Origin of the sequence: Chryseobacterium piscicola, from assembly GCF_900156685.1 — a bacterium.
Taxonomy (GTDB): domain Bacteria; phylum Bacteroidota; class Bacteroidia; order Flavobacteriales; family Weeksellaceae; genus Chryseobacterium; species Chryseobacterium piscicola.
The window spans coordinates 127,583-150,577 of sequence record NZ_FTOJ01000001.1 but is presented as its reverse complement, the minus strand read 5'-3'; the positions used below and the strand labels follow the sequence as shown (position 1 = coordinate 150,577).

Sequence of the window (22,995 nt, the reverse complement as noted above, 5' to 3'; positions counted from 1 at the left end):
ATTTGGGTTTGCTTTAATATAATTAAGTTAAATATGAATTTTTATTTTTTGATTTTCTCAGTTCCCGTTCTTTCAACTTCACCTACAGTAAGGTTTCCGTAATCGGGCTCGATTTCGTTGTCTGTTGCTTTAAAGAAATCTTTGTATTGTTTTTCCTGTTTTTTAATCATATCTCCCACGGTTCCGTCCATTCCAGGGATTGCTCTTGATGTTATTTCTGGGGTAAGCATTGGTCTAAGCGTAGCAAACGGATCTTTTTTGAACTCAGTAAATTTCTTTTCAAATTTATCTCTAGGCATTTCGCTTACTTTTCCACCTTTTGCCTGCATCATACCTTCAATGTAAGAATATTCTGTGTAATCCTGTACTTTTTTATTTCCTTGAAGCACCCAAGAATAATTTTTAGCATCATCTTCAATTTTTACAATTAAACCAGGAAGCCCAGAAAACTTATAAGGCCCGTCCTGAAAAGGAATATCTGTACTGAACCACGCAGTCCATTTTCTTCCACCGTATTCTGTAGTTGCTTTTTGGGTGTTGTATTCGCCAATTTTTTGTTTGTCTGAAAGAATTTTCCAGTTAAACTTAGAATCTTCTACATAACCGATATTGGCAGGAGTAAATCCGCTGGTGATTTTCTCAACAAACTGAATCTTCATTGTAGGATATGTTTTGTACACTCTTGCAGAAATTTTCGGCATTTTAATCAGTTTTGAAAGATCTTTCATCTGACCCGATTTCTGCATCGCTTCAATTTCCACTTTCATGATAGAATCCTGTGAAATGACTGTGTAATCTTGGTAAACGGATCTGTTTTTATCTGTAATATCCAAAATAGTAATTACCTTTTCTACTTTAGCTGAATCTTTTTTAGGTTTAAAATTAAGCTCGTAAAAAAATCTGTTGGCTGTTTCTTTAGAATCCTGAGCATTGGCAAATACTGCTGTTGCGATTAAAAATATTGAAAATAGTTTTTTCATTTTAAAAAGTAAATGTTTCTCTATTAGTTTATAAGGTTTGATAAATGTTACAGTTTTTTAAATAAATTTTCAGAAAACGAATAAAAAAATATCCCTCTCAAATTTGAGAGGGATATTTTTATTATTTAAAGTTAAATTTCACGGTAAACATAACCTGGCTTGGTCTGAGCTGAATTCTTGTATAAGTTAAAGCATTCAGTGTTCCATTAAGGTCATAAGTTTCAAATACTTTTCTGTTGCTGATGTTCATCCATTTCAGTTCAAAATCAATTTTCTTTTTAGACCATGAATATTGGTAAGAAACATCGAAGAAAGGGTTTCTGTAGGTAGTATCGTTATTGGTTGTATTCAACTGGTCCCAAGAAAAACCAATATTATGATCTTCAAGAGGATAGAAAAATAATGCTAAATTATGACTGTATCCTTTATTAATCCCCAAAGTTCCTCTGCGGCCTTCTTGTTTTGTGCGGGAAAGACTCATGTTGAAATCTACACTCATCCAGCTGAAATAGGTATTGTTTAGCTTAAAGCCGTAAGACTGGCTGGTGTTTTTATTTTTAAATCTCACTTCGTCCAAAAATGCATCAGAAATAGATGTTGTATTTCTGTAATTCAACGATACATTTGTTTTGAATGAAGGGAAATACTTTCCTATTTCTGCGCCTAATCTATTGTTTTCCGTATGATTTTCCGTGTCAATATACTGCATTAACGTAAAACCAGTGGTAGGATCCAGCAATGGTGCAGAAAGCAGGTTTCTTTTGCTGTCTGAGTAAGAATAGTTTACATTAAAAAATAAATTATTTAAAGGATTTCTATATTCTAGTCTTGAGCCCAAAGAGGAAGTTGTGGTCTGTGGAATTGGGTTGTTGGCATCCATCACATTAAAACCGTTAGGTGACAGTAACATGTAACCGGCATAAGCCGTCTGGATATCTCCGAAGTTATTGTTCACATTAGCATTAACGCTAGCCTTCCAAAAAGATGCAAAAGTGTACTGAGCAAATAGGTTGGGAGTAAAAGTGGTTCTGTTAAGATCCTTAGACACACCTCTCATGTCATCTTCAGCCTTAATACTTGTAAAGTTAACGGGTAGATTGGCAAATACATTCCAAACATCTGTTTTGTAGTTAATACCTAATGATGCGTTAGGATTAATTTCTGTGAATTTAAGATTGTTTTCGTAAGCCGGACTATTAAAATTAGGCGTTCCTGAAAGCGCAATTCCGTTGAAATCGGTATTTAATTGATCGCTAGAAAAATCAAATCCCACTTGTGGCGTAAACGTCCAGCCTTTTTTAGTAAAACTGATGTTGGCTGTATGCGAAGTTTCTAAAGTTTTGAGTCTGAAATTTTGCTGCGCCACAGTATTTGGCAAAAACATAAGGGTTCCTAATGGGCCGGTTGTGCCTTCTCTAAAAGGGATAAGTAGATAATTTGCTGGTGTGATTTTCAGCATCTGTTTGTCATCCTGGTAATTGATGTATGATCTCAGATTCACCATTTTTTCTTTCCATGGGATGATGGTACTTAAAGAGTTTTGGAAATTTGAAGTAGGAGACTCCACCGCTTGTCCTGAAGATCTTCCTTCTCTCACTGCAAAAGCACGGTCTGCGTTCCAGAATTGGCTGAAGCTGGTTGAGTTTTTAAAGAAACCCTTCTTTGCATTTTTGGTGAAAAGTAATTCTCCTCTTATTTTATCAGTAAAAAAGTCATTTCGTGTGCTGTTGATTACCTTGTTTCCTGCCAAATTTCCTGTTTGATACGTTGTTTCCTTGTAATCTTCTCTTTCAACGGCATTGTTGGTATAGTTGGCAATAGCTTTCAATTCCCACTGCTTTGCCTTGTCAATATTAGTTAAATAGTTTGCAGATGCATAATGCACATTGTTGAATAAATATCTTTTAACGGGTGTGTTTGGCGTGCCAGCGGTTTCTACGTTAAGCCAGTCGTTTTGCGAAACATTTCCACGTCTTCCTTCCCAAGGGTTGAAGCTTCCAAGGATATTTCCTTCGTTCTCCACCTGGTCGCCCACGTTGTTGGTCTTATAATTGACTACCCACTGGCTTGTTTTGCTGAAAAACATCGGCGTCAATTTCACATTCCATAAGAGAGGATCTGCTCCTACGCCTACTTCGCCACGACCGGTCATCGTCACCGATTTTTTTAGTTTTATGTTGATTGCTGCCGCGTCAGAAGGTATTTTTCCCTGGAGCATCTTTACGGGCTGGTGATTTTCAAGTACTTCTAGTTTTGAGATGGCGTCTTTCGGGAGAGAGTTGGTTACTGTACCATATCCTCCTTCCATCAAATCTTTACCTTCTACATAAAATTTGTTGATAGGATTTCCCTGATAGAGCACTGTGCCATCTGCGTTTACTTCAATTCCTGGGATTTTCTTCATCACGTCTGCCAAAGTACGGTCGCTTTTGCTGTCGAATGCTTTCAAATCATAAGCAATAGTATCTCCTCTTGCGGTAATTAGTTTGGTTTTCAGCTGAACTTCTTTAATTTCTGTAGTTTCAGACTGTAGTTTAAAACTTAAATTCTGATCAGAATTGCTTATTTGTTTTGTGAGTGGTTTTTGATTAAAGGCTTTTACTTTAAGATCAACACTAGATTCTGATGAGGTGAATGTAATTTTGTATTCTCCTTTTGTGTTGGTAATTCCGTACGCAAGAATGGCGTCTTTACCCGGCTCTTCTACAGTTACACTGGCACTAGGAATGCCGATTCCGTCTTCATCAGTAATTTTTCCTGAAATGGTCTTCTGCGAAAAAAGCATCGCCGAGCAGAACATCAGGACAAAGAGGAAAAAATTTTGCTTCATGTCAAATTATTTTTTTTAAGTTTTAAAAACCGGTTTAAGTTCTTCAAGTAGAGGATAAATTAAGTCCGGAATTTATTATTTGAACTATTAGTTTGTAAGAAACAGTTTTTGTTACTCACAATAGAGATATAATTTTTCAATAATAGTTAAATACAGCAACTGTAAAGGAAATTTCAGAATAAATCATTTTAAAAAGCGAATGTTAGTTTGTTTAAGCTAAAAGATAAAATGTAGTGCTTTCTATGGGTTCCGAATGAAATGTGATGAACATTATAGATTAAAAAAATCTTTATTGTATACGCATAAGCAATTATTTAATAATTTTGTAACACTAATTATTTAAAAATGGGAATTATCTTAAAGCCGATTGATGTTGTAGACGATATTACTCAGGAAGATTTTATTGAAAAATATCTAAAACCAAGAAAACCGCTAGTCATAAAAAATATGGCTAAAAAATGGCCGGCATACCAAAAATGGACGATGGATTATGTGAAGGAAGTAGTAGGCGACGTAGAAGTTCCATTATACGACTCGAAGAAAGCAGATCCTGCCGCGCCAATCAATACGCCGACTACCAAAATGAAGTTTGCAGATTATATCGATCTGATTCAAAAAGAACCTACGGATCTAAGAATTTTCTTTTTTGATCCTATCAAACATGCCAAAAGCCTTCTGAATGATTATATTTCGCCAAAAGAACTGATGGGAGGTTTCTTAGACAAATTTCCTTCTATGTTTTTTGGAGGTAAAGGCTCGGTTACGTTCCTGCATTACGATATAGATTTAGCTCATATTTTCCATACTCATTTCAACGGAAGAAAACATGTTTTGCTTTTCGAAAATAAATGGAAAAAAAGACTCTATCAATTACCTTATGCTACTTATGCACTGGAAGATTATGATATTTCTAATCCCGATTTTGAAAAATTTCCTGCACTCAATGGGGTAGAAGGAATAGAATGTTTCCTAGAGCATGGCGATACTTTGTTTATGCCAACTGGATGGTGGCACTGGATGAAATATCTAGACGGAAGTTTCTCTATTTCTCTAAGAGCATGGGACAAATCTTGGGCAGTAAAAGCAAAATCTTTATGGAATTTGACGGTTCAGAGAAAGTTTGACGACGTGATGAAGAAGAATTTCAAAAAGAAGTATATGGATTGGAAAGAGCGAAAAGCTATTGTTAGAGCCGAATTAGCTCTGAAAAAAGGTTTGCCTAAAAGATAAAAATTAAAGACGTTTCTACTGAAACGTCTTTTTTGCAAATGAAATGGGATAAATTTTTATTTAAAGAATTCTGAAAATTGGATATCTTCTGTAGGTTTTATATTCAAAGTAAAGAGAGTTCTTATAAATCCAATCGAGTTGAGCAGTGCCATCGTTGTAAAATGCTTTATCTGATGCTTTTTTAGCTTCAAATTTTTGTTTTAAATCTTTGTCTTTTTTTAGTAAATCTGCTGCGGTATCTTCAAAAATATAGGCTGAATAGTATTCTTTCTGAGCCAAAATTCCGTCAAAAAAATTCCAGTTGAAAAAAGAATCTGTTGCTTCGGGCTCCAGCGTTTCCAAGATATATTTTATTCCAGGTTGGTTGGTGTGTACAAAATAGTCTCCCTCAAAAAGTTGAACGGGCATTGGCTCTGAATGTACTTTGGTGTCGTAATGAGGATAATGACCTTCATACGGGTTTTTATGGGATTTAAAATCTTCAATGACGTATGTGCTTACATTCAAAGTGATATTCTTCGTTATTTGTTCCATTTGTATTCCGTTTCTTTGAAGTTCCGCCAATACTCTATATTCCGATTGCGGAATAATATAACTTTTAGGAATAGTAATAAACTTTGTAGCCTTTGCAGTATTGAAGAGTTTAATTTTCTTAACGAAGGGTTTGGTTCTGTCGTAGTACAGTCTTGGCTTTCCTGAGATTTCACTCGATTTATATTGGCCTTCAAAGCCTTTGAAATCCATCATAGAATATTTCGTGGAGTCTATTTTCCATTGGATTCCGTATTGTTTTCCCGGTTCGTACTGTTTTAGGTTTTCAAGTCGGAGTTGTTTTATTTTCAGATAATTTTTATCCAAATTCTGGAGGTTGACCAGCATATAGTGATACGTGGCATCCACTCTTTTGTCATAAGGCTTCAGCATGTGTGTTTCTGGCATTGTAGCCATTGTGTTAAATAGCGAAGCATAGCCTGTAGAATATCTTGGAGAGTCTTCAAACGCCGCAAATCCTGTATCGGGAATGTCTCCGTGGATATTTACATAAGGTGTGCTTTCGTAACCAAGTTTCTTTAGCTCCTGTAAATTTTTCGCCTGAAAATCATTGTGAAAATATTCCCCTAAAATTTCTCCTAAACGTTCCTTAAAAGTTGAAATGTAAGTAAAAGTGTATTGATAATCTGCTCCGTTGCTCACGTGGTTGTCTATAAAAACATCCGGTTTCAGCCATTGGAAAATTTCATGAAAACTTTTTGCATTTTTAGAATCTGCTTTTATGAAATCTCTGTTGAGGTCTAAATTTCTTGCATTTCCTCGGAAACCATATTCCTCAGGACCATTTTGATTGGCTCTTGAAAAACCACTTCTGTTTAGCATTCCGCTTACATTGTAGGCGGAAATTGCTGCGATGACAAAATTCTCTGGGGTTTTAATTTTTTTTGTAGCTAAATCTCGCATCAGCATCATGGTAGCATCTATTCCATCGGGTTCGCCAGGATGAATTCCGTTGTTGATGAAAAGAATGGCTTTTTCTTTCCTTAATTTCTCAAAATCTTTCTCAGCAAAAGGATTGTAAACGACGACGTAGATTGGTTTACCATTATCATCCTCTCCTTTTCGAAAATATTGAATGGTATTGAAATTTTCAGAAAGATTTTCATAAAAAACATTCATTTCTTTATAAGTTGCCGTTTTCTTTCCGTTTTCTTTTTCAAAAGGTGTAGGGAAATGAGTTTGTGCAAAAATAAGAGAAGGGAACAGAGAAAATAAGAGGTATTTTAACTTCATGATTGCTATTTTTTAACTTCAATACTTAGATTAAAACGAAGGATATTAAGTGAAATTTATAAAGTAATATAACACGGATTTACGAAGTCTGTTAACCAGACATTATTTTCAGAAAGATAAAACAGAATTCCATCCTCAAACATTTTTCCGGTGCTAATGGTTAAAATAATTGGCTTGCCATGACGCATTCCGACTTTTGTTGCAGTTTCTATATCTAAGCTTAAATGAACGTGTTGTCTGCTTCTTTTTTCAATCCCGGTTTTTAAAATAGAATCTACATTTGCCTGAGCTGATCCGTGATACAGTAATTCTGGTGGCTGCTGAGGTTTTAAATTTAAATCAATCCCAATAGAATGCCCTTGGTTGGCTCTAATCCGGGTTTTGTCTTCATTAAAAACAAAACGTTTTTTATCATTGGTTTCAACGATTTCGTTGAGTTCTTCAAAGGTAAACCCTTGGTTGTCATTGGCTGATTTTGCAATGATTTCATTTACGTTTGCCCAGCCTTTTTCGTCTAAATTTAAATCAATCAATTCAGGATGATGCCTCAGGATATAGCTCAAGAATTTGCTAATTTTCTTCTTTTTAGATTCAATCATGGTTATATTTTTAAGCTAAATTTTTCAGTTTTTCAAATAACAACTTCATTCCCTGCGTTGCCGTCTCTTTCATCACCACAGCCCTTTTTCCGTAACCGAAATTGGTTTCGTTGGGATTGATGACAAACAGAAGACAGCCATCTTTGATCTCATGAATTAATCCTGCAGCCGGATAAACCTGTAATGATGTTCCTATGACCAAAAAAATATCGGCTTCACGCACAAGTTGCGTTGCCTTTTCCATCATCGGAACTTCTTCGCCAAACCAGACAATGAAAGGCCTCAGCTGAGCTCCGTCTTCAGCTTTGTCGCCAATTAGGATATCGGTTTTTTGATCATAAATCAAATCTTTATTGTTGCAAGAACAAGATTTAAAGAGTTCGCCATGAAGGTGGATAATATTCTTAGAACCCGCCCTTTCATGAAGATCATCAATGTTTTGGGTGATAATCTGCACGTGAAAATACTGCTCAAGTTTTGCCAATAATTTATGAGCTTCATTGGGTGCCACTTCATGCAGCTGACGGCGTCTCTGGTTATAAAATTCTAGTACCAAAGCTCTGTCTTTATGCCATCCTTCTGGGCTTGCCACATCGGTAATACTGTGGTTTTCCCAAAGACTGTCGCCGTCTCTGAAGGTTTTTATCCCACTTTCTGCGCTAATTCCGGCACCGCTTAGTATGGTGAGTTTTTTCATAGGCTTTTAAATTTGATTATTTTCTCTTATAATATGCAAAAAATCTTTTTTGGCTATCATTTTTGCTCCCAAACTTTCTAGATGAGGTGTGTGAGATTGACAGTCAATAATCGTTAAAGAGTTTTTATTTCTTTCTACAAATGTTATAAATCCTGCTTTTGAGGCATTGCTCACTTTGCTGAACATACTTTCTCCACAAAAAACATTTCCTATTTTTAAACCATAAAATCCGCCTACCAATTCTTCGTTTTGCCAAACCTCTATGCTTTTTGCCAGACCGTACTTGTGAAATTTAAGAAAAACCTGAATGAGCTCCTCTGAAAGCCACGTTCCGTCTTGGCCTATTCTTGGTGTCTGCTGACAATTACGTATAACTTCTTCAAAACATTGATTTTCTGTAAAGCTGAAAGTTTTTCTGTCTAAAATTTTCTTCATCGATTTTGAAATCTTTATATCATCCGGAAAAAGTACAAATCTTGGGTCTGGGCACCACCATAGTATTTCTTCTCCCGGATTAAACCAAGGGAAAATGCCATTCTGATAAGCATACCAAACACGTTCTAGGGAAAGATCTCCACCGAAAGCAATGATGCCTTCATGACCATCATACAACTCAGGATTTGGGAATGATATTTCGTTGGGATTAAGTTTTATCATAAAGAAAAAAAATCCCACTTTTTTTGGAAAGCAGGATTGTATTTTGAGTTTAAAAAATTCAATTAGAAAGGAAGATCGTCATCTTCTTCTTCAAATGGGTTGGTGTTTGATGTAGCCGGCGTAGCGGTAGATTGGCTTGGTGTAGCGTGTGTAGGTTCTGCACTATTGCCATCCATTACTTTTTCTACTCTCCATCCTGTAATAGAGTTGAAATATTTCGTTTCACCTTGTGGAGATACCCATTCTCTTCCTCTGATGTTGATTCCTATTTTCACATTTTCGCCTTCAGAGATATTATCAAGCAAATTGATTTTATCTTGTAAAAATTCTATGTTGATTGGTTGCGGATACTGCTCCTGCGTCAAAATCACCATTTCTCTTTTCTGAAAACCACTTGCAAAAGACTGAACTTCAGAGATTTTCTTTACCGTACCTTGTAATTCCATATCATTAAATGTTAAGGGTGTAAAAGTAATAAAATGAAACGTAAAAATAAAGCAAGAAATTAAATTTTAAAAAAAATGAAAAAAAAGTTTGAAAACTCTTGCAATTACAAATTATTGTCCTATATTTGCACTCACAAAAACAAAGGTAGTTCTTTAAAATATTTCAATAATAATGCGGATGTGGTGTAATTGGTAGCCATGCCAGACTTAGGATCTGGTGCCGTGAGGCGTGGGGGTTCGAGTCCCTTCATCCGCACTATATTTGCGAAAATAGCTCAGCTGGTAGAGCACAACCTTGCCAAGGTTGGGGTCGCGGGTTCGAGTCCCGTTTTTCGCTCTCATCACGCCCTGGTGGTGGAATTGGTAGACACGCAGGACTTAAAATCCTGTATCCGCAAGGATGTACGGGTTCAAGTCCCGTCTGGGGTACTTAAAAAGACTGTTAATCATTGATTAGCAGTCTTTTTTGTTTTTATCAGTCACGTTATAGTAACAACACTTAGAAAACAAATGAAAAATGCACCCTTTTACAAGTGCATTTTAAATAATCCAAAATATTTTTTTTTCAACCAATCTCTTAAAATACTAAGATTAATCCTTTCAGATTTTCTCTTTCTCAATAATAATCTGTCATAAGTTTTAGTGATTTTTCCTCTGTAAGTTTTTTTTAAAATACTTCTTACTCATGTCAAAATATAAATCATCTTTAAAAGCATGAATAAAGGGTTTTGCATACATTATTCTACTTCTTTTAGATTTTATTGCTGTTCATAAAATAAGCTCTTAAAAGCTATTCTATGGTAGAAACATCCATTTCTTAAATGTAGCTTTCTACATACTTTTTTGAGTTATTGAACAGACGAAATACCATATTAAGCCAAAGCCTAAATTTGAATTTCTTATTATCAATTCAATGTCATAATCAATAGTATTTACATAATTGTGAGTGTAGTACAATTTGAGGACTCTACTGTTTTCAACAGTATTGAGTAAATAACTAATTGTGTTTTTTGTTCCATATTTGATTTTCTATAGGTATTTCTTTAAAAATCATCATGAATCTTCTAAAAATTAATTATTAAGAAGTGCCCATCCTGTTGATTTACAGCCGTAAAAATTATCTTCAACAAAAATGATCTGCCCTCTGTTGGTATTATCACAACTATTTCCCGATAATGCAGTAGAATTTGCACTTAGTTTTATCCCTCCGTTTATCTGCAGTTTTGCAGTGCTGGTATTGGTCTCAAAATTGTCTATATCTATACCTACTTGTCCGTTTTTAAGAATTGTAAAAGCGTCACTTCGAACTGCCAGAGGCGAACCAGTTACTACATCTCCTTGAAAATCAAAATTTGAAGGAGCCTTTCCGTTTCCAATGTTAAACAGTCGGTCTTTTGAGAGAGCCAAATCATTAAACCATGTTCCGTTAAATGTATACGCATTCGGATATTGCGGTGTATAAAGTGTGCCAAAAAGACCCAAAGAAACTTCAGCCACCGATTGAGCAACATTGGAAGCTCCACCTACAATAGAATAACTTCCTTTAGTACTATTACCTCTTCCTCCAACGACTGCGCTGAAATGTGCGTCATTAATAGTTTTATTGAATTGTCCGCCTGAAATAGTACTCATACCTGCTCCTTGCTGATATTGCGCTGTGCCCTCTAGTCTTATCAGATTTCGGTCACCACCTCCAATTACAGATTTGTCTGCATTAATCTCGTTTCCTTCACCTCCAGCAATGATGTTGGAAGAGTAATATGGTTGGTCATAGGGAGCAACAGCAGGTTTAATTTTATTACCACCACCACCTCCAATTACGGAGTGTCTTGATTCATTTATTAAATTGTTAATTCCTCCAACAATGGTATTAATGGTTAATGAAACAGATCCGGTAATACTGTTTGTGTGTCCTCCCAAAATGTTATTGGCTACCCCGTTATAATTATTTGGCCAATCATCTGCAGATGTTCCGGTGTAATTTATTGTATTATTGTTTCCTGACAACACTGCAGAGTTAAAAGAATTGGTGATTTTGTTGTTTCGACCAGCCAATATGCTTGAGTTTATTCCTAGATTATAATTGGTTTTTCCAAAAGCAACAGAATTAATATTATTTGCCTCCGCATTTTCTCCATAAGCAAAAGAGTTTAAACCTACAGACCTCGTATCCTGACCTCCTGCAAAAGAACCGTTCCCTAAAGCTTCTGTATCATTTCCGAATGCTGTTGAAGCAATCCCGCTAGATAAAGTATTAATCCCGGCAGCAAAAGAGTTATCACCTGTTGCACCATGAAAGGAAGTTGTTTGATTGCTAAATGAAGCATCTATGGCATTGCTGCCAATAAGTCCATATTTTTGGATGTCTGCATCAATTAGTCTTATTCCTGTTTTTCCTCCTTGAGCAATCCTTTCAAATGCTGAAGGTTCCATTCTTTTCCAATATTGCTGAAAAGCATTGCTACCATCATAAGTGTAGCGGTAAAATCCGGGTTGTGTAATTTTACTGGTAACAAAATCTCCTGACGGTGTGGTAGTGGTGGCAAACACTATTAAAGAATTTTGTTGAGATCCTAATGCATTCTGCTGAGTCATCGCGAGAATCTCTGTAGCTGTAAGTCTTGGAACTAATAATCCTTTTGTAGTATTAGTCCCAGAACCAGAAATATCTAAAGTTGCCTGAGGATTAGCGGTATTGATTCCAACTTGTGCGTAGAATAAATTCGCAGCAAGTAAAACAAAAGCTGTAGTAGTTATTTTTCTCATTTTTATAAATATGGTATTTAATTTTTTTCACAAATATATATATTGGAAATCAACCAAACAAGCCTAGAAATGGCATATACGGATAAATGTAATATGTGAATTAAATATAAAATTGACAGATAATAATGTAATCTTCCTCAAAAATAACATCAGTTAAAAATGTAATTTTTAAACCTCTTGGGTTATGGAGAATAGTAATTTTTTACATATTCAAATCATGAATATATTTTTTTCTAATAAATTAAGTTTTTGATATAAATTATTTTTAGAAAACAAACCAAAAAGATTAGCCTAAAACGCTATTTCTAATAGCAAATCATCATTAAGATTTTAATGGATATTGAGTTAAAAATATGATTTATCAAACAGCAATGTTCATTTTAATTTTTCGAATATAGGTAATGGAGTAAAAAAACTAAAGGGAGGTTTTAATTTTTTTTTATCTCAAAAAAATAGCTTCCCAAAGGAAGCTATTTAATTAATTATTTTCTGAACATTTCGGTATGAGGAATATTGTCCTCGAGATACTTCTTGCCAGTATCTTGAAAACCGAAGCCTGAATAGAACTTCAAAAGATAGTCTTGTGCTGATATTCTCACTTCAAGAGTTTTAAATCGATTTTCGATCGTTTCTAGGGCATATTGAATCAGTTGTTTGCCTAAGTTTTTTCCGCGTCCTTTTTCTGAAGTCAAAACTCTTCCTATGGAAGTTTCGTTGTATTTTATTCCTTTATCAAAAATACGGCAGTACGCTAAAACATTATTTTCCTGCTCAGCCCAGAGGTGAATAGCCTGTTGATCATACCCGTCCAAATCAGGATAAGGGCAATCTTGTTCTACTACAAAAACATCTACTCTGGCTTTTATGATCTCATAAAGTTCAGCAGTCGTTATTTCTTCAAAATTTTTTATTTTCCAAATAATATTATTCATCGAAAGTTACGCTATTGTTAAACAAAAATTCATTGGTGGTTTGTATAAAACTTAAAATTTCATCACATCCTGCTTTCTTTTCTGCTGAAGTCACGTATATTTCGGGCAAATCTTCCCAAGTTTTGTGAAGTTCAATTTTGTAATCTTCCACATTTTTTATGGCGGCGTTTGGCTTTAATTTATCTGCTTTAGTAAAAACGATGGAGAATGGAACACCACTTTCTCCACACCATTCAATAAATTCTAAATCAATTTTTTGAGGTGTGTGGCGAGAATCAACCAAAACAAATAAATTCACAAGATTATTTCTGTTTAAAATATAATTGTTGATTAGTTTTTCAAAATCCCTTCTCTGTACTTTAGAAACTTTTGCATAGCCGTATCCGGGTAAATCTGTCAGATACCAATTTTCATTAATTAAAAAATGATTGATCAATTGAGTTTTTCCCGGAGTTCCTGAGGTTTTTGCTAGGTCTTTTCTATTCATCATCGCATTAATAAGGGATGATTTACCTACGTTTGAACGGCCGATAAAAGCATATTCCGGCATAGTTCCTTCTGGGCATTCCTGCCATTTTCCGCTACTTTTTACAAACTCTGCTGTTTTTATAATCATTTTCTCTTGATTTTATTTAGAAAAGCAAACCATTAAGAAATTCTTAATGGTTTACTGTAAATTTATATTTTATCTTTTACCCAGTTGTAAAGAATTTCATTAAACTCATCGGGTTTTTCCATCATTGCCGCGTGTCCACATTTATCAATCCAAAACAAATCTGAGTTGGGAATAAATTTGTGCATGTCAATAGCAACTTCTGGAGGTGTTACATTGTCTTGTTTCCCCCAAATGAGACATGTTGGCCTCAAAATCTTAGGTAAATCGTGCAACATATTGTGTTTTATGGCGCTTCTTGCCAGCATAACAGTTTTTATACCTTTCATTCTATCGTTTACCACACTAAAAACTTCGTCTACCAAATCTTCCGTTGCAACAGTGGGGTCATAAAAAACTTCTTCCGCTTTCTTTCTTATATAGGAACGGTCATTTTTTCTTGGAAAACTATCCCCAAAAGCTCTTTCGTATAAACCGGAACTTCCTGTAAGAACGAGATTTTGTACCAAGTCCGGGCGAGCCAAAGTTAAAATTAAACCTACGTGGCCACCCATAGAATTTCCTACAATAGTAACAGGTTTACCAATATTGGCTTCAATAAATTTGATTACATATTTTGCAATCGTGGTGAGATTGGTGTTGAGTACCGGCAAATCATAAATAGGTAATTGAGGTACGTATACCTTGAACCCTTTTTCTGAAAAAAAATTTACCATTTTATCAAAATTACTCAATCCACCCATTAGCCCATGCAAAAGCACAAGTGGGTGGCCTTCTCCAGCCTCTATAAACGTATATTTCTTTTCTTTTTTTGTAATAAATCTCATAATGCCTTTCTAAGCCTTGCAAAAATACAAATTAAACACCAAAGATATTTTAATCTAACTAATATAAACTAAAAATAATATATTAAGGCTATTGTTTGTGTGTTTTTTAGTTTTCTTTTTGCTATGCATTGAATAAAGAACGGGTCTAGATAAAATAAAAATTCATATTCAGTTGATAGTCAGTGGAGAATGAAACTTATTAACATTGAGTCAAAAAGTGGGAAAAAGTGGGAGGATTTGGAAAAATATTTATAATTTTGTCCCAAATGAGAAATTTCATTGGAACATATGAATGCAAAATAGACGACAAGGGTCGCCTGAAAGTGCCTTCGTCTCTTATAAAGCAGATGGAGAACTTTGAGGATAAAACCTTTGTGGTAAAGCGTTCCGTGTTCCAATCATGCCTTGAAGTTTACCCTATGAAAGCCTGGGATAAGCTGATGGATAAGATTAATAAATTGAATAGATTCATCAAAAAAAATGCTGATTTTATCAGAATGTTTACGGCCGGAGTGAAGACTGTTGAGCTAGATTCTGCCGGTAGGATGCAAATTTCGAAAGATCTCACTCATTTTGCCAATCTTCAAAAAGATATTGTGATAACCAGTGCAGGAGAACTTTTTGAAATTTGGGATAAAGAAGTATACGAAAAAGTAATTGCTACCAACGAAGATGATTTTGCAAGTCTTGCAGAAGATGTAATGGGAGCTTTAGATGAAGAATAAATAAATAAACACAATGAGCATGTATCACAACCCCGTTTTATTGAAGCAAAGTGTGGATGATTTGGTGACGAATCCTAACGGAATATATGTGGACTGCACATTTGGTGGCGGAGGACATTCACGAGAAATCATTAGCAGGCTTTCGGAAAAAGGAAAGCTTTATGCATTTGATCAAGATCTAGATGCACTCAAAAATAATATTGAAGATCCCAAATTCACATTAATTAATCAGAATTTCAGATTTCTTGAAAATTCTCTTTTGATGTATGGTGTTTCTCAGGTGGATGGTGTTTTGGCTGATCTTGGAGTTTCTTCACATCAATTTGATGAAGCGGTAAGAGGTTTTTCCACCAGAAGCAATGCTCCGCTAGACATGAGAATGAATGTCATGCAAAGTCTTGATGCCAAAAAAGTAATCAACGATTATGACGAAGAAGCTTTAGCAGATATTTTTTATTACTACGGTGAATTGAGAGAGGCGAGAAAGTTGGCTCGCGATATTGTTCATCATAGAAAAATCAAAACAATTGAAACTACTGAAGATTTGAAAAAACTATTCAGTTTTCTGCCACCGCACAAAATCAATAAATTTTATGCTCAATTGTTTCAGGCTATAAGAATTGAAGTGAACCAAGAACTTGATGTTTTAAAGGAAATGCTGGTTCAGTCCTATAAAATTTTAAAACCAGGTGGGAGATTGGTGGTAATTTCTTACCATTCCTTGGAAGATCGTTTGGTGAAAAGATTCCTGAAAAACGGAATGTTTGAAGGTGAGCCACAACGTGATATTTTCGGAAACTACGAGAAGGCATTTGAGTTGGTAAAAAGTAAGGCAATCATTCCTGATGACAAGGAAATTGAAGAAAACTCTAGAGCCAGAAGCGCTAAAATGAGAACAGGAATAAAAATATAAATAGTTAGTAATGATTGATTTTGGTCTCAATCATTAATTATCGATTATAATAATTTGGCAAAAAAAACGACAAATCGCCCTCAGAAGAAACTTACTTTTATAGACATTATAAAAGGAAATTTCTTGAACCGTGATGAAGTGAAAGCCCATTACAAATACTTTCTCTTGCTTTTTGTTTTGATGATGGCCATGATTTACACCAATCATTTGGTCAATCAGAAAATAAAAACAGTAAATATTTTAAAAGAAGAAACTGAAGAATATAAATCAAGAAATGCTTATGCTCAAAGCAAGCTCATTAAAGTGAAAATGGAATCCGAGCTTGGAAAAGAGGTGGCCCGAGACTCTTTGATGACGCTAGAAAGCCATCCGCATAAACTATTAATAAAATTAGACAGTACCGATGCAAAAACAGAATGATTACGACAGTAAGCGTAAGAAAACTTTACGTTGGGGCTATCTCTTTGCAGTGGTAGCTTTATGTATATTTATGCTGTTTTTGGGTAGATTAGTAGTTTTGCAAAACACTAATGTTGCAGAAATAAAAGAAGATTATATCAACAAGAATTACCGCAAAGCTACACTGAAAGCTGCAAGAGGAAATCTTTTTGCTTCAGACGGATCTATTCTTGCAACAACAGTAATGCGTTACGATGTTTTCCTTGATTTTAAAACAATCAAAGATACCGTTTACTACAATAACATTGGTGCACTTACAGATTCTCTAAGTAAAATGTTTGGAAAACCTAGAGCGGAATTCAGAAAAACTTTTGATGAACATAAGAAAAACAAAAATCAATATTATTCTTTAGCAAAAGGGCTTGATTTTGATCAATACGATAGAATCCGAAATTTTCCGATTTTTAAAAGAGGTAAAAACAAAGGAGGATTTATTGTTGATAGAAATTACAAACGAGAATTAGCAACTTCAGAAATTGGTTCTGGAACAATCGGAATGGATAATGGCGAATATACTTCCGGTCTTGAAGGTGCATTTTCAAAATATTTGAGAGGCAAAGACGGCAATCGTCTTGAACAAAGAATAAACTCATCTCAATGGAAACCAATTGATTACTGGAAGGTAGAAGAGCCTGTTGATGGGCAAGATGTTTACACCACTTTAGATCTTAGAATTCAAGATATTGCCCATTCTGCATTAGAAAAGCAATTAATCAATTTCGAAGCAAAACACGGTACTGTGATTGTGATGGAAGTAGAAACAGGAAAAGTTCGCGCAATGGTCAACTTGAAAAGGAGTGACGCTGGCGAATATATAGATTCTTATAACTATGCCATTAAAGACAATATAGAACCGGGCTCTACTTTTAAAGTGATCTCGCTTTTGGCAGCAATGGATGATGGTTTCATAGACGAAAATACCACAGTAAATGTTGGAAATGGCATTTGGGTTTATGCAAAGCAGAGAATTACAGACGGTCATGGTGGAGGAATTTATGACATCAGTGATGTCTTAGCAAAATCTAGCAACGTAGGAACGGCTAAATTAATTACAAAATATTATTCAGAAAAACCCCAGATATTTCTTGATCATTTGAAACGATGGAAACTTTTTGATAAAATGGATATTGAATTACCCGGAATTACAAAACCCCGAATTCTTACCCCTAAAAGTACCACATGGAACGCTGCAACACTAGCTTCCATTGGCTATGGATATGCAACAAACATTAATCTATTGCAGCTGGCTACTTTCTATAATGGTGTTGCCAACAAAGGAAAAATGGTAAAACCTCTTTTCATAGACAAAATCATGCAAAATGGAAAAGTTACTTTTGAGGCACAACCTCAGGTAATGGTTAAAAAAATGGCTTCTGATAAAGCAATTCAGATGATGACAAGCGCTTTGACGAAAGCTGTAGAAAAGGGAACAGGAAGAAGCATTTTTACACCCAACCTGAAAATGGCAGGTAAAACAGGTACAGCAAGGTTTGAATACTGGCTTCCTGGCCCCATGAAATATAGAGCATCATTCGCAGGGTTTTATCCGGCAGACAATCCTAAATACACTTGTTATGTGATGATTAGTGAACCCAACCCTTCAAAAGGTTTTTATGGTGGAACGGTTTCAGCACCAGTTTTTAAAGAAATTGCAGGAAAAACGTTTTTGAAAACACCACAAAATATTGAAAAAGAAATGCTTATCGACAGAAAGGTAAACCTTAATAAAATGGTAGAGCCTAATGTAAAAGTAGCAGTTAATAATAAACAAATGCCAAGTCTGGTTGGATTAATCGGTAAAAACGTCATCCCGCAATTGGAAAATTTAGGATACCGTGTAGACTTTAAAGGTGTGGGAAGGATTAAAGAACAATTTCCTCTTGAGGGAACAACAATAAGCAAAAACCAGAGAATATATTTATCTCTGCAAAATTAAATAAAGAATAAAAAGCATCAACAATGCAATTAGTTGAATTATTAAACAGAATTCCAGTTTTAGAAATCCACGGTAAAAACGACCGTGAAGTTTCTGAATTGGTATTCGACAGCAGAAAAGTTTCCGAAGACTCACTTTACATCGCGGTAAAAGGAACAATTGCAGACGGACATTCATTTATTGCATCTTCCATTGAAAAAGGAGCAAAAATAATCGTTTGCGAAGAACTTCCGGAAAATTTAGATGAAAACATTACTTACATTAAAGTGAAAGATTCTTCTAAAACTTTAGGGCACTTAGCTTCCAATTTTTATGGAAATCCTTCAGAAAAGTTAAAGTTAATTGGCGTTACAGGAACCAACGGAAAAACGTCTGTTTCTACTTTGCTCTTTGATGTTTTTAAAAATTTAGGATACGATTCTGCTTTACTTTCAACGGTAGAAATCAGAATTGGAGAAAAAATCATTCCGGCGACTCATACAACTCCGGATGTCATTACCATTAATAAAATCTTAGCTCAGGCTGTTGAGGAAGGCTGCGAATTTGCCTTTATGGAAGTAAGCTCTCACGGAATTTCTCAAAACAGAATTGAAGGTTTAAATTTCAAAATTGCAGGCTTTACCAATCTTACGCACGACCATTTAGACTACCATAAAACGTTTGATGAATATTTGAAAATCAAGAAAAGATTTTTTGATGAATTAAATGGAAATGCAATCGCCATCACCAATGTTGATGATAAAAACGCAAATGTGATGCTTCAAAATACAAAGGCTATAAAAAAGTCTTATGCTTTGAAAACAATGGCAGATTACCACGGAAGAACTTTAGAAGTAGATTTCAACGGAATGCTGTTACATTTTAACGGAAAAGAATTCTGGACGACTTTAACAGGAAAATTCAATGTTTATAATTTGCTTTTAGTTTTCGGAATTGCTTCTGAGCTTGGTTTCGAACAAGATGAGGTTCTTCAGGCAATCAGTATTTTGAAAAGAGTCAATGGAAGATTTGAAACCTTCAAATCTGATGGTGGAATTTTCTTCATCGTAGATTATGCACACACTCCTGATGCGCTGGAAAATGTTTTAGACAGCATCAACGATATCAGAACAAAAAACGAAAGATTAATCACGGTTTTCGGTTGCGGAGGCGACAGAGATCATGCCAAAAGACCTGAAATGGGAAATATTGCGTCAAAGAAATCAACTTTGGCAATCATCACCTCAGACAATCCGAGAACGGAAGACCCTATTCAGATTATCAAAGAAATTGAAGCCGGCGTTGAACCTCAGAACTTCAGCAAATACACTTCAATACCAGACAGAAGAGAGGCTATAAAAATGGCAATTAAGTTTTCCGAACCGAAAGATATAGTTCTCGTAGCCGGAAAAGGTCACGAAAACTATCAGGAAATCAATGGTGTAAAACATTATTTTGATGATAAAGAAGTGATTAATGAGCTTTGGAAATTGATGAGCAAATAGATTTGTGATTGAAAGATTTATTTTATTTTAAAATTTAAAGATTTATGATGACAAAGAATTTTGAAGACTTTCCTGTTTATCATAAAAGTTTAGATTTAATTGAGAAAGTTTATTTCTTCCTTAAAGGTCAAGGCTTAGAAAGAGAGTTTGAGTTTATCAATCAAATTAAAAGGGCTGGTTTTTCAGTGTCAAATAATATTGCAGAAGGCTCAGAGTATAATAATAACAAACAATTTATTAAATATTTAAAAATTGCGAAAGGTAGTTGTGCTGAGGTAAGAAGCATGATGATAGTAAGAAAAAGATTAAAATTGGGAGAAGAAAAAGAGGCAGAGGAAATTATAATCCTGTCCAGAGAAATTTCTACCAATATCTCGAATTTTATTAAATATCTCAGCGCAAATATAGACAAACCCAAATCTTAAAATTTTTAAATAAATTAAATTTTAAATCTTAAAAAATGCTATACTATCTATACGAATATTTAACGAGCCAAGGCATTCACATTCCCGGAATGGGAATGATGAAGTACATCTCTTTCCGTGCAGGGATGGCTGTTTTACTTTCATTAATGATCGCCCTCGTTTATGGGAAAAGCATCATCAATTACCTCAGAGGAAAACAGATGGGCGAGTTGGTACGTGATTTAGGATTAGACGGGCAAAAGCAAAAAGAAGGAACACCTACAATGGGCGGTTTCATCATCATTATTGCCACTTTAATACCGGTTTTGCTGTTTACAAGAATCACCAATATTTACATCGTTCTTTTGATTGTAACTGTGATTTGGATGGGAGCAATTGGTTTTATAGATGATTATTTAAAGAAAATAAAGAAAAATAAAGACGGGCTAAGCGGAAAATTTAAAATTGTAGGCCAAGTCGGCTTAGGCTTAATTATAGGAGTTACAATGTATTTCCATCCCGATATTACAGTTAAAAGAAAATATGCAGACGCAAAAGTGGTCAACAGAAATAACGTTGAACAAAACTTTATGCCAACGGAAAAAATTACAGTTTCTACCGTTCCTTTTACTAAAAATAACGAATTTGATTATAGCGGAATTTTATTTTGGATGAATGACAAAGATGCTCACGAATGGGCATGGATAGTGTTTATTCCGATTGTAATTTTTATTGTTACAGCTGTTTCCAATGGTGCCAATATCACAGACGGAATAGATGGTTTAGCCGCGGGAACAAGCACCATAATTCTTTTAGCATTGGCATTTTTTGCCTACGTTTCCGGGAATATTATTTTTGCAGATTATCTCAATATTATGTTTCTTCCAAATATGGGCGAAACCACCATTTTTGCCGTCGCAATGGTAGGTGCCGTGATAGGCTTCTTTTGGTACAATACCTATCCTGCTCAGGTTTTCATGGGAGATACAGGAAGTTTAATGTTGGGTGGTGTAATTGCCGTTTTAGCGGTTATTTTAAGAAAAGAATTGATGATTCCTGTGCTTTGCGGAATTTTCTTAATTGAAAATATCTCGGTAATGCTTCAGGTGGTTGTCTTTAAATACAGAAAAAGAAAATTCGGGTTAGAATACGCCCAAAACAATAGATTGTTTAAAATGTCTCCGCTTCATCATCATTATCAGAAAGATGGTTTTCACGAAAGTAAAATCGTCAACAGAATGATTATCATCGGGGTTATGTTAGCAATTGTATGTCTTATTACATTAAAAATGAGATAAAATTAGCAGTAAGCGATAAGCTCTAAGCTTAAAGCCCAATGCATAAAGCAAATTATATGAAAATAGTTGTTTTAGGAGGTGGAGAAAGCGGTTGTGGTGCTGCTTATTTGGCTAAAAAAAAGGGTTTGGAAGTCTTTCTTTCAGACAAAGGTGCCATTAAGGATAGCTACAAGCAATTTCTTAGGGATAATGAAATTGAATTTGAAGAAGGAAACCACGATGAAGCAAGAATTTTAAGCGCTGATTGGATCGTAAAAAGCCCAGGAATTCCGAAAAAGGCAGAGATGATCAACAAAATTCATGAGAAGGGCATTAGACTTTCTTCTGAAATAGAGTTTGCTTCAGAATTTACAGATGCAAAAATCATTGCTATCACGGGAAGCAACGGAAAAACAACGACAACCTCTTTAATCTATTATATCCTGAAAAATGACGGATTAAATGTTGGTTTAGGCGGAAACATAGGCTACAGTTTTGCAAAACAAGTAGCAGATGAAAACCATGAATATTATGTTTTGGAGGTGAGTTCTTTCCAGTTGGATGATATTCAGAATTTCAGACCGTATATTTCTTTATTGTTGAATTTGTCTAAAGATCATTTGGATCAGTACAATTACAACTACGAAGAGTATGCTTTAGCCAAATTCAGAATTGCTGAGAACCAAGAGAATGATAATTTTTTCATCTACAATAAAGATGATGAAATGAGCAAAAACATTCTCGAAAAATTTGAAATCAAAGCTAAGATGATTCCTTTTTCAACCAACGAAAAATTGTCTGAAGGAGGTTTTATTAATGAAGATAAAATTGTGGTAAAACTAAAAGATGAATTCTCAATGAAAGTTGATGAGTTATCTCTATTGGGAAATCACAATGTAGCCAACAGTTTGGCAGCTTCAATTGCTGGTAAAATATTAGAAATCAATAATGAAAGTATTAGAAACTCACTAATGACTTTTCAGGCAGTAGAGCATAGATTAGAATTTGTTACAGAAATTGAAGGTGTAAAATACATCAACGACAGCAAGGCAACTAACGTAAATGCTGCTTATTATGCTTTAGAAAGCATGAAAAATCCAACTGTTTGGATTGTTGGAGGTGTAGATAAAGGAAACGATTATTCCGAAATTGAAGATTTAGTTAAAAGAAAAGTAAAAGCAATTGTTTGTTTAGGAGTTGATAACCATAAGATTATAGATTTCTTTAAGGACAAAAAAGAATTTATTTACAGCACTTCAAGCATGGAAGAAGCTGTAAAAACGTCAAAATCTCTGGTAAAAAATGGAGATACAGTTTTGCTATCGCCTTGTTGTGCAAGTTTTGATCTTTTCAAAAACTATGAAGATAGAGGGCGGCAGTTTAAAGAACAAGTTTTAAAAGCCAATGGTAACTAGCCAAAAGCCAACCACAAAAA

The 22,995-nt window shown here is 34.8% G+C and carries 20 protein-coding genes and 3 tRNA genes; 12 read left to right on the top strand and 11 right to left on the bottom strand.

All coding sequences use genetic code 11. The annotated features are described in order from the left end of the window. Positions 1 to 41: 41 nt before the first annotated feature. A complete protein-coding gene (locus BW939_RS00730; RefSeq protein ID WP_076448833.1) occupies positions 42 to 980 on the bottom strand; it encodes a GLPGLI family protein in 939 nt (312 codons plus the stop codon). A gap of 121 nt (positions 981 to 1,101) precedes the next feature. Next, complete coding sequence (locus BW939_RS00725; protein ID WP_076448831.1) at positions 1,102 to 3,810, bottom strand: peptidase associated/transthyretin-like domain-containing protein; 2,709 nt, start codon at positions 3,808 to 3,810, stop codon at positions 1,102 to 1,104. 345 nt (positions 3,811 to 4,155) lie between these two features. On the opposite strand from BW939_RS00725, the gene BW939_RS00720 reads away from it, so the two are divergent. Next, entirely contained in the window at positions 4,156 to 5,040 is an 885-nt protein-coding gene (locus BW939_RS00720) for a cupin-like domain-containing protein (protein ID WP_076448829.1), read from the top strand. A gap of 60 nt (positions 5,041 to 5,100) precedes the next feature. Here BW939_RS00720 and BW939_RS00715 read toward each other — a convergent pair whose 3' ends face one another. From BW939_RS00715 to BW939_RS00695, 5 genes are all read right to left on the bottom strand, one after another. After that, on the bottom strand, positions 5,101 to 6,825 hold the full coding sequence (locus BW939_RS00715) for a M14 family metallopeptidase (protein WP_076448828.1): 1,725 nt from the start codon (positions 6,823 to 6,825) through the stop codon (positions 5,101 to 5,103). A gap of 56 nt (positions 6,826 to 6,881) precedes the next feature. Beyond that, a complete protein-coding gene (locus BW939_RS00710; protein WP_076448826.1) occupies positions 6,882 to 7,424 on the bottom strand; it encodes an RNA 2'-phosphotransferase in 543 nt (180 codons plus the stop codon). Positions 7,425 to 7,434: 10 nt separating this feature from the next. Further along, positions 7,435 to 8,121, bottom strand: coding sequence for an SIR2 family NAD-dependent protein deacylase (locus BW939_RS00705; RefSeq protein ID WP_076448824.1), 687 nt, complete (start codon positions 8,119 to 8,121; stop codon positions 7,435 to 7,437). Positions 8,122 to 8,127: 6 nt separating this feature from the next. Further along, complete coding sequence (gene aat / locus BW939_RS00700) at positions 8,128 to 8,778, bottom strand: leucyl/phenylalanyl-tRNA--protein transferase (RefSeq protein ID WP_076448822.1); 651 nt, start codon at positions 8,776 to 8,778, stop codon at positions 8,128 to 8,130. Positions 8,779 to 8,840: 62 nt separating this feature from the next. Next, positions 8,841 to 9,224 (bottom strand): DUF3127 domain-containing protein, encoded by a 384-nt coding sequence (locus tag BW939_RS00695; protein WP_076448821.1) that lies wholly within the window; start codon positions 9,222 to 9,224, stop codon positions 8,841 to 8,843. Between the two features lie 174 nt (positions 9,225 to 9,398). On the opposite strand from BW939_RS00695, the gene BW939_RS00690 reads away from it, so the two are divergent. The 3 genes from BW939_RS00690 to BW939_RS00680 all read left to right on the top strand — a co-directional run bounded on the left by BW939_RS00690 (position 9,399) and on the right by BW939_RS00680 (position 9,653). Beyond that, positions 9,399 to 9,480 (top strand) — tRNA-Leu (locus tag BW939_RS00690). Between the two features lie 8 nt (positions 9,481 to 9,488). Beyond that, positions 9,489 to 9,561: transfer RNA gene (locus BW939_RS00685), tRNA-Gly, on the top strand. Positions 9,562 to 9,569: 8 nt separating this feature from the next. Further along, positions 9,570 to 9,653, top strand: a tRNA-Leu gene (locus BW939_RS00680). 642 nt (positions 9,654 to 10,295) lie between these two features. Here the strand turns inward: BW939_RS00680 and BW939_RS00675 are convergent. From BW939_RS00675 to BW939_RS00660, 4 genes are all read right to left on the bottom strand, one after another. Then, entirely contained in the window at positions 10,296 to 11,990 is a 1,695-nt protein-coding gene (locus BW939_RS00675; RefSeq protein ID WP_076448819.1) for a hypothetical protein, read from the bottom strand. A 482-nt stretch (positions 11,991 to 12,472) separates the two neighbouring features. Next, positions 12,473 to 12,922 (bottom strand): GNAT family N-acetyltransferase, encoded by a 450-nt coding sequence (locus BW939_RS00670; protein WP_076448818.1) that lies wholly within the window; start codon positions 12,920 to 12,922, stop codon positions 12,473 to 12,475. Beyond that, entirely contained in the window at positions 12,915 to 13,538 is a 624-nt protein-coding gene (yihA, locus tag BW939_RS00665) for a ribosome biogenesis GTP-binding protein YihA/YsxC (RefSeq protein WP_076448816.1), read from the bottom strand. The genes BW939_RS00670 and yihA overlap by 8 nt, the downstream gene beginning before the upstream one ends. Positions 13,539 to 13,600: 62 nt before the next feature. Continuing rightward, the gene (locus BW939_RS00660) at positions 13,601 to 14,362 is read right to left on the bottom strand and encodes an alpha/beta fold hydrolase (RefSeq protein ID WP_076448814.1); all 762 of its coding nucleotides are present in this window, start codon (positions 14,360 to 14,362) and stop codon (positions 13,601 to 13,603) included. A 266-nt stretch (positions 14,363 to 14,628) separates the two neighbouring features. On the opposite strand from BW939_RS00660, the gene mraZ reads away from it, so the two are divergent. Genes mraZ through murD form a run of 8 tightly spaced genes read left to right on the top strand, consistent with a single transcriptional unit; the run spans position 14,629 to position 22,975 of the window. Then, a complete protein-coding gene (gene mraZ, locus BW939_RS00655; protein WP_076448811.1) occupies positions 14,629 to 15,087 on the top strand; it encodes a division/cell wall cluster transcriptional repressor MraZ in 459 nt (152 codons plus the stop codon). A gap of 19 nt (positions 15,088 to 15,106) precedes the next feature. Then, positions 15,107 to 16,000: a 16S rRNA (cytosine(1402)-N(4))-methyltransferase RsmH gene (gene rsmH / locus BW939_RS00650; protein WP_076448810.1), complete on the top strand. Its 894-nt coding sequence runs from the start codon at positions 15,107 to 15,109 to the stop codon at positions 15,998 to 16,000. Positions 16,001 to 16,054: 54 nt separating this feature from the next. Continuing rightward, positions 16,055 to 16,420: an FtsL-like putative cell division protein gene (locus BW939_RS00645; protein ID WP_076448808.1), complete on the top strand. Its 366-nt coding sequence runs from the start codon at positions 16,055 to 16,057 to the stop codon at positions 16,418 to 16,420. Then, positions 16,404 to 18,395, top strand: coding sequence for a penicillin-binding transpeptidase domain-containing protein (locus BW939_RS00640; RefSeq protein ID WP_076448807.1), 1,992 nt, complete (start codon positions 16,404 to 16,406; stop codon positions 18,393 to 18,395). Before BW939_RS00645 ends, BW939_RS00640 begins: the two co-directional genes overlap by 17 nt. Positions 18,396 to 18,418: 23 nt before the next feature. Further along, positions 18,419 to 19,879 carry a UDP-N-acetylmuramoyl-L-alanyl-D-glutamate--2,6-diaminopimelate ligase gene (locus BW939_RS00635; protein ID WP_076448805.1) on the top strand — a complete coding sequence of 487 codons (1,461 nt, stop codon included), beginning with the start codon at positions 18,419 to 18,421 and terminating at the stop codon, positions 19,877 to 19,879. A gap of 44 nt (positions 19,880 to 19,923) precedes the next feature. After that, on the top strand, positions 19,924 to 20,304 hold the full coding sequence (locus BW939_RS00630; RefSeq protein ID WP_228417064.1) for a four helix bundle protein: 381 nt from the start codon (positions 19,924 to 19,926) through the stop codon (positions 20,302 to 20,304). A 35-nt stretch (positions 20,305 to 20,339) separates the two neighbouring features. Then, entirely contained in the window at positions 20,340 to 21,581 is a 1,242-nt protein-coding gene (mraY, locus tag BW939_RS00625; RefSeq protein WP_076448802.1) for a phospho-N-acetylmuramoyl-pentapeptide-transferase, read from the top strand. A gap of 56 nt (positions 21,582 to 21,637) precedes the next feature. Then, entirely contained in the window at positions 21,638 to 22,975 is a 1,338-nt protein-coding gene (murD, locus tag BW939_RS00620; protein WP_084566587.1) for a UDP-N-acetylmuramoyl-L-alanine--D-glutamate ligase, read from the top strand. The last annotated feature ends 20 nt before the right edge of the window (positions 22,976 to 22,995 follow it).

Bases quoted from the DNA above. Each gene is read 5' to 3' on its own strand.
- BW939_RS00730 (WP_076448833.1), bottom strand. From the start codon at position 980: ATGAAAAAACTATTTTCAATATTTTTAATCGCAACAGCAGTATTTGCC.
- BW939_RS00725 (WP_076448831.1), bottom strand. From the start codon at position 3,810: ATGAAGCAAAATTTTTTCCTCTTTGTCCTGATGTTCTGCTCGGCGATG.
- BW939_RS00720 (WP_076448829.1), top strand. From the start codon at position 4,156: ATGGGAATTATCTTAAAGCCGATTGATGTTGTAGACGATATTACTCAG.
- BW939_RS00715 (WP_076448828.1), bottom strand. From the start codon at position 6,825: ATGAAGTTAAAATACCTCTTATTTTCTCTGTTCCCTTCTCTTATTTTT.
- BW939_RS00710 (WP_076448826.1), bottom strand. From the start codon at position 7,424: ATGATTGAATCTAAAAAGAAGAAAATTAGCAAATTCTTGAGCTATATC.
- BW939_RS00705 (WP_076448824.1), bottom strand. From the start codon at position 8,121: ATGAAAAAACTCACCATACTAAGCGGTGCCGGAATTAGCGCAGAAAGT.
- aat (WP_076448822.1), bottom strand. From the start codon at position 8,778: ATGATAAAACTTAATCCCAACGAAATATCATTCCCAAATCCTGAGTTG.
- BW939_RS00695 (WP_076448821.1), bottom strand. From the start codon at position 9,224: ATGGAATTACAAGGTACGGTAAAGAAAATCTCTGAAGTTCAGTCTTTT.
- BW939_RS00675 (WP_076448819.1), bottom strand. From the start codon at position 11,990: ATGAGAAAAATAACTACTACAGCTTTTGTTTTACTTGCTGCGAATTTA.
- BW939_RS00670 (WP_076448818.1), bottom strand. From the start codon at position 12,922: ATGAATAATATTATTTGGAAAATAAAAAATTTTGAAGAAATAACGACT.
- yihA (WP_076448816.1), bottom strand. From the start codon at position 13,538: ATGATTATAAAAACAGCAGAGTTTGTAAAAAGTAGCGGAAAATGGCAG.
- BW939_RS00660 (WP_076448814.1), bottom strand. From the start codon at position 14,362: ATGAGATTTATTACAAAAAAAGAAAAGAAATATACGTTTATAGAGGCT.
- mraZ (WP_076448811.1), top strand. From the start codon at position 14,629: ATGAGAAATTTCATTGGAACATATGAATGCAAAATAGACGACAAGGGT.
- rsmH (WP_076448810.1), top strand. From the start codon at position 15,107: ATGTATCACAACCCCGTTTTATTGAAGCAAAGTGTGGATGATTTGGTG.
- BW939_RS00640 (WP_076448807.1), top strand. From the start codon at position 16,404: ATGCAAAAACAGAATGATTACGACAGTAAGCGTAAGAAAACTTTACGT.
- BW939_RS00635 (WP_076448805.1), top strand. From the start codon at position 18,419: ATGCAATTAGTTGAATTATTAAACAGAATTCCAGTTTTAGAAATCCAC.
- BW939_RS00630 (WP_228417064.1), top strand. From the start codon at position 19,924: ATGATGACAAAGAATTTTGAAGACTTTCCTGTTTATCATAAAAGTTTA.
- mraY (WP_076448802.1), top strand. From the start codon at position 20,340: ATGCTATACTATCTATACGAATATTTAACGAGCCAAGGCATTCACATT.
- murD (WP_084566587.1), top strand. From the start codon at position 21,638: ATGAAAATAGTTGTTTTAGGAGGTGGAGAAAGCGGTTGTGGTGCTGCT.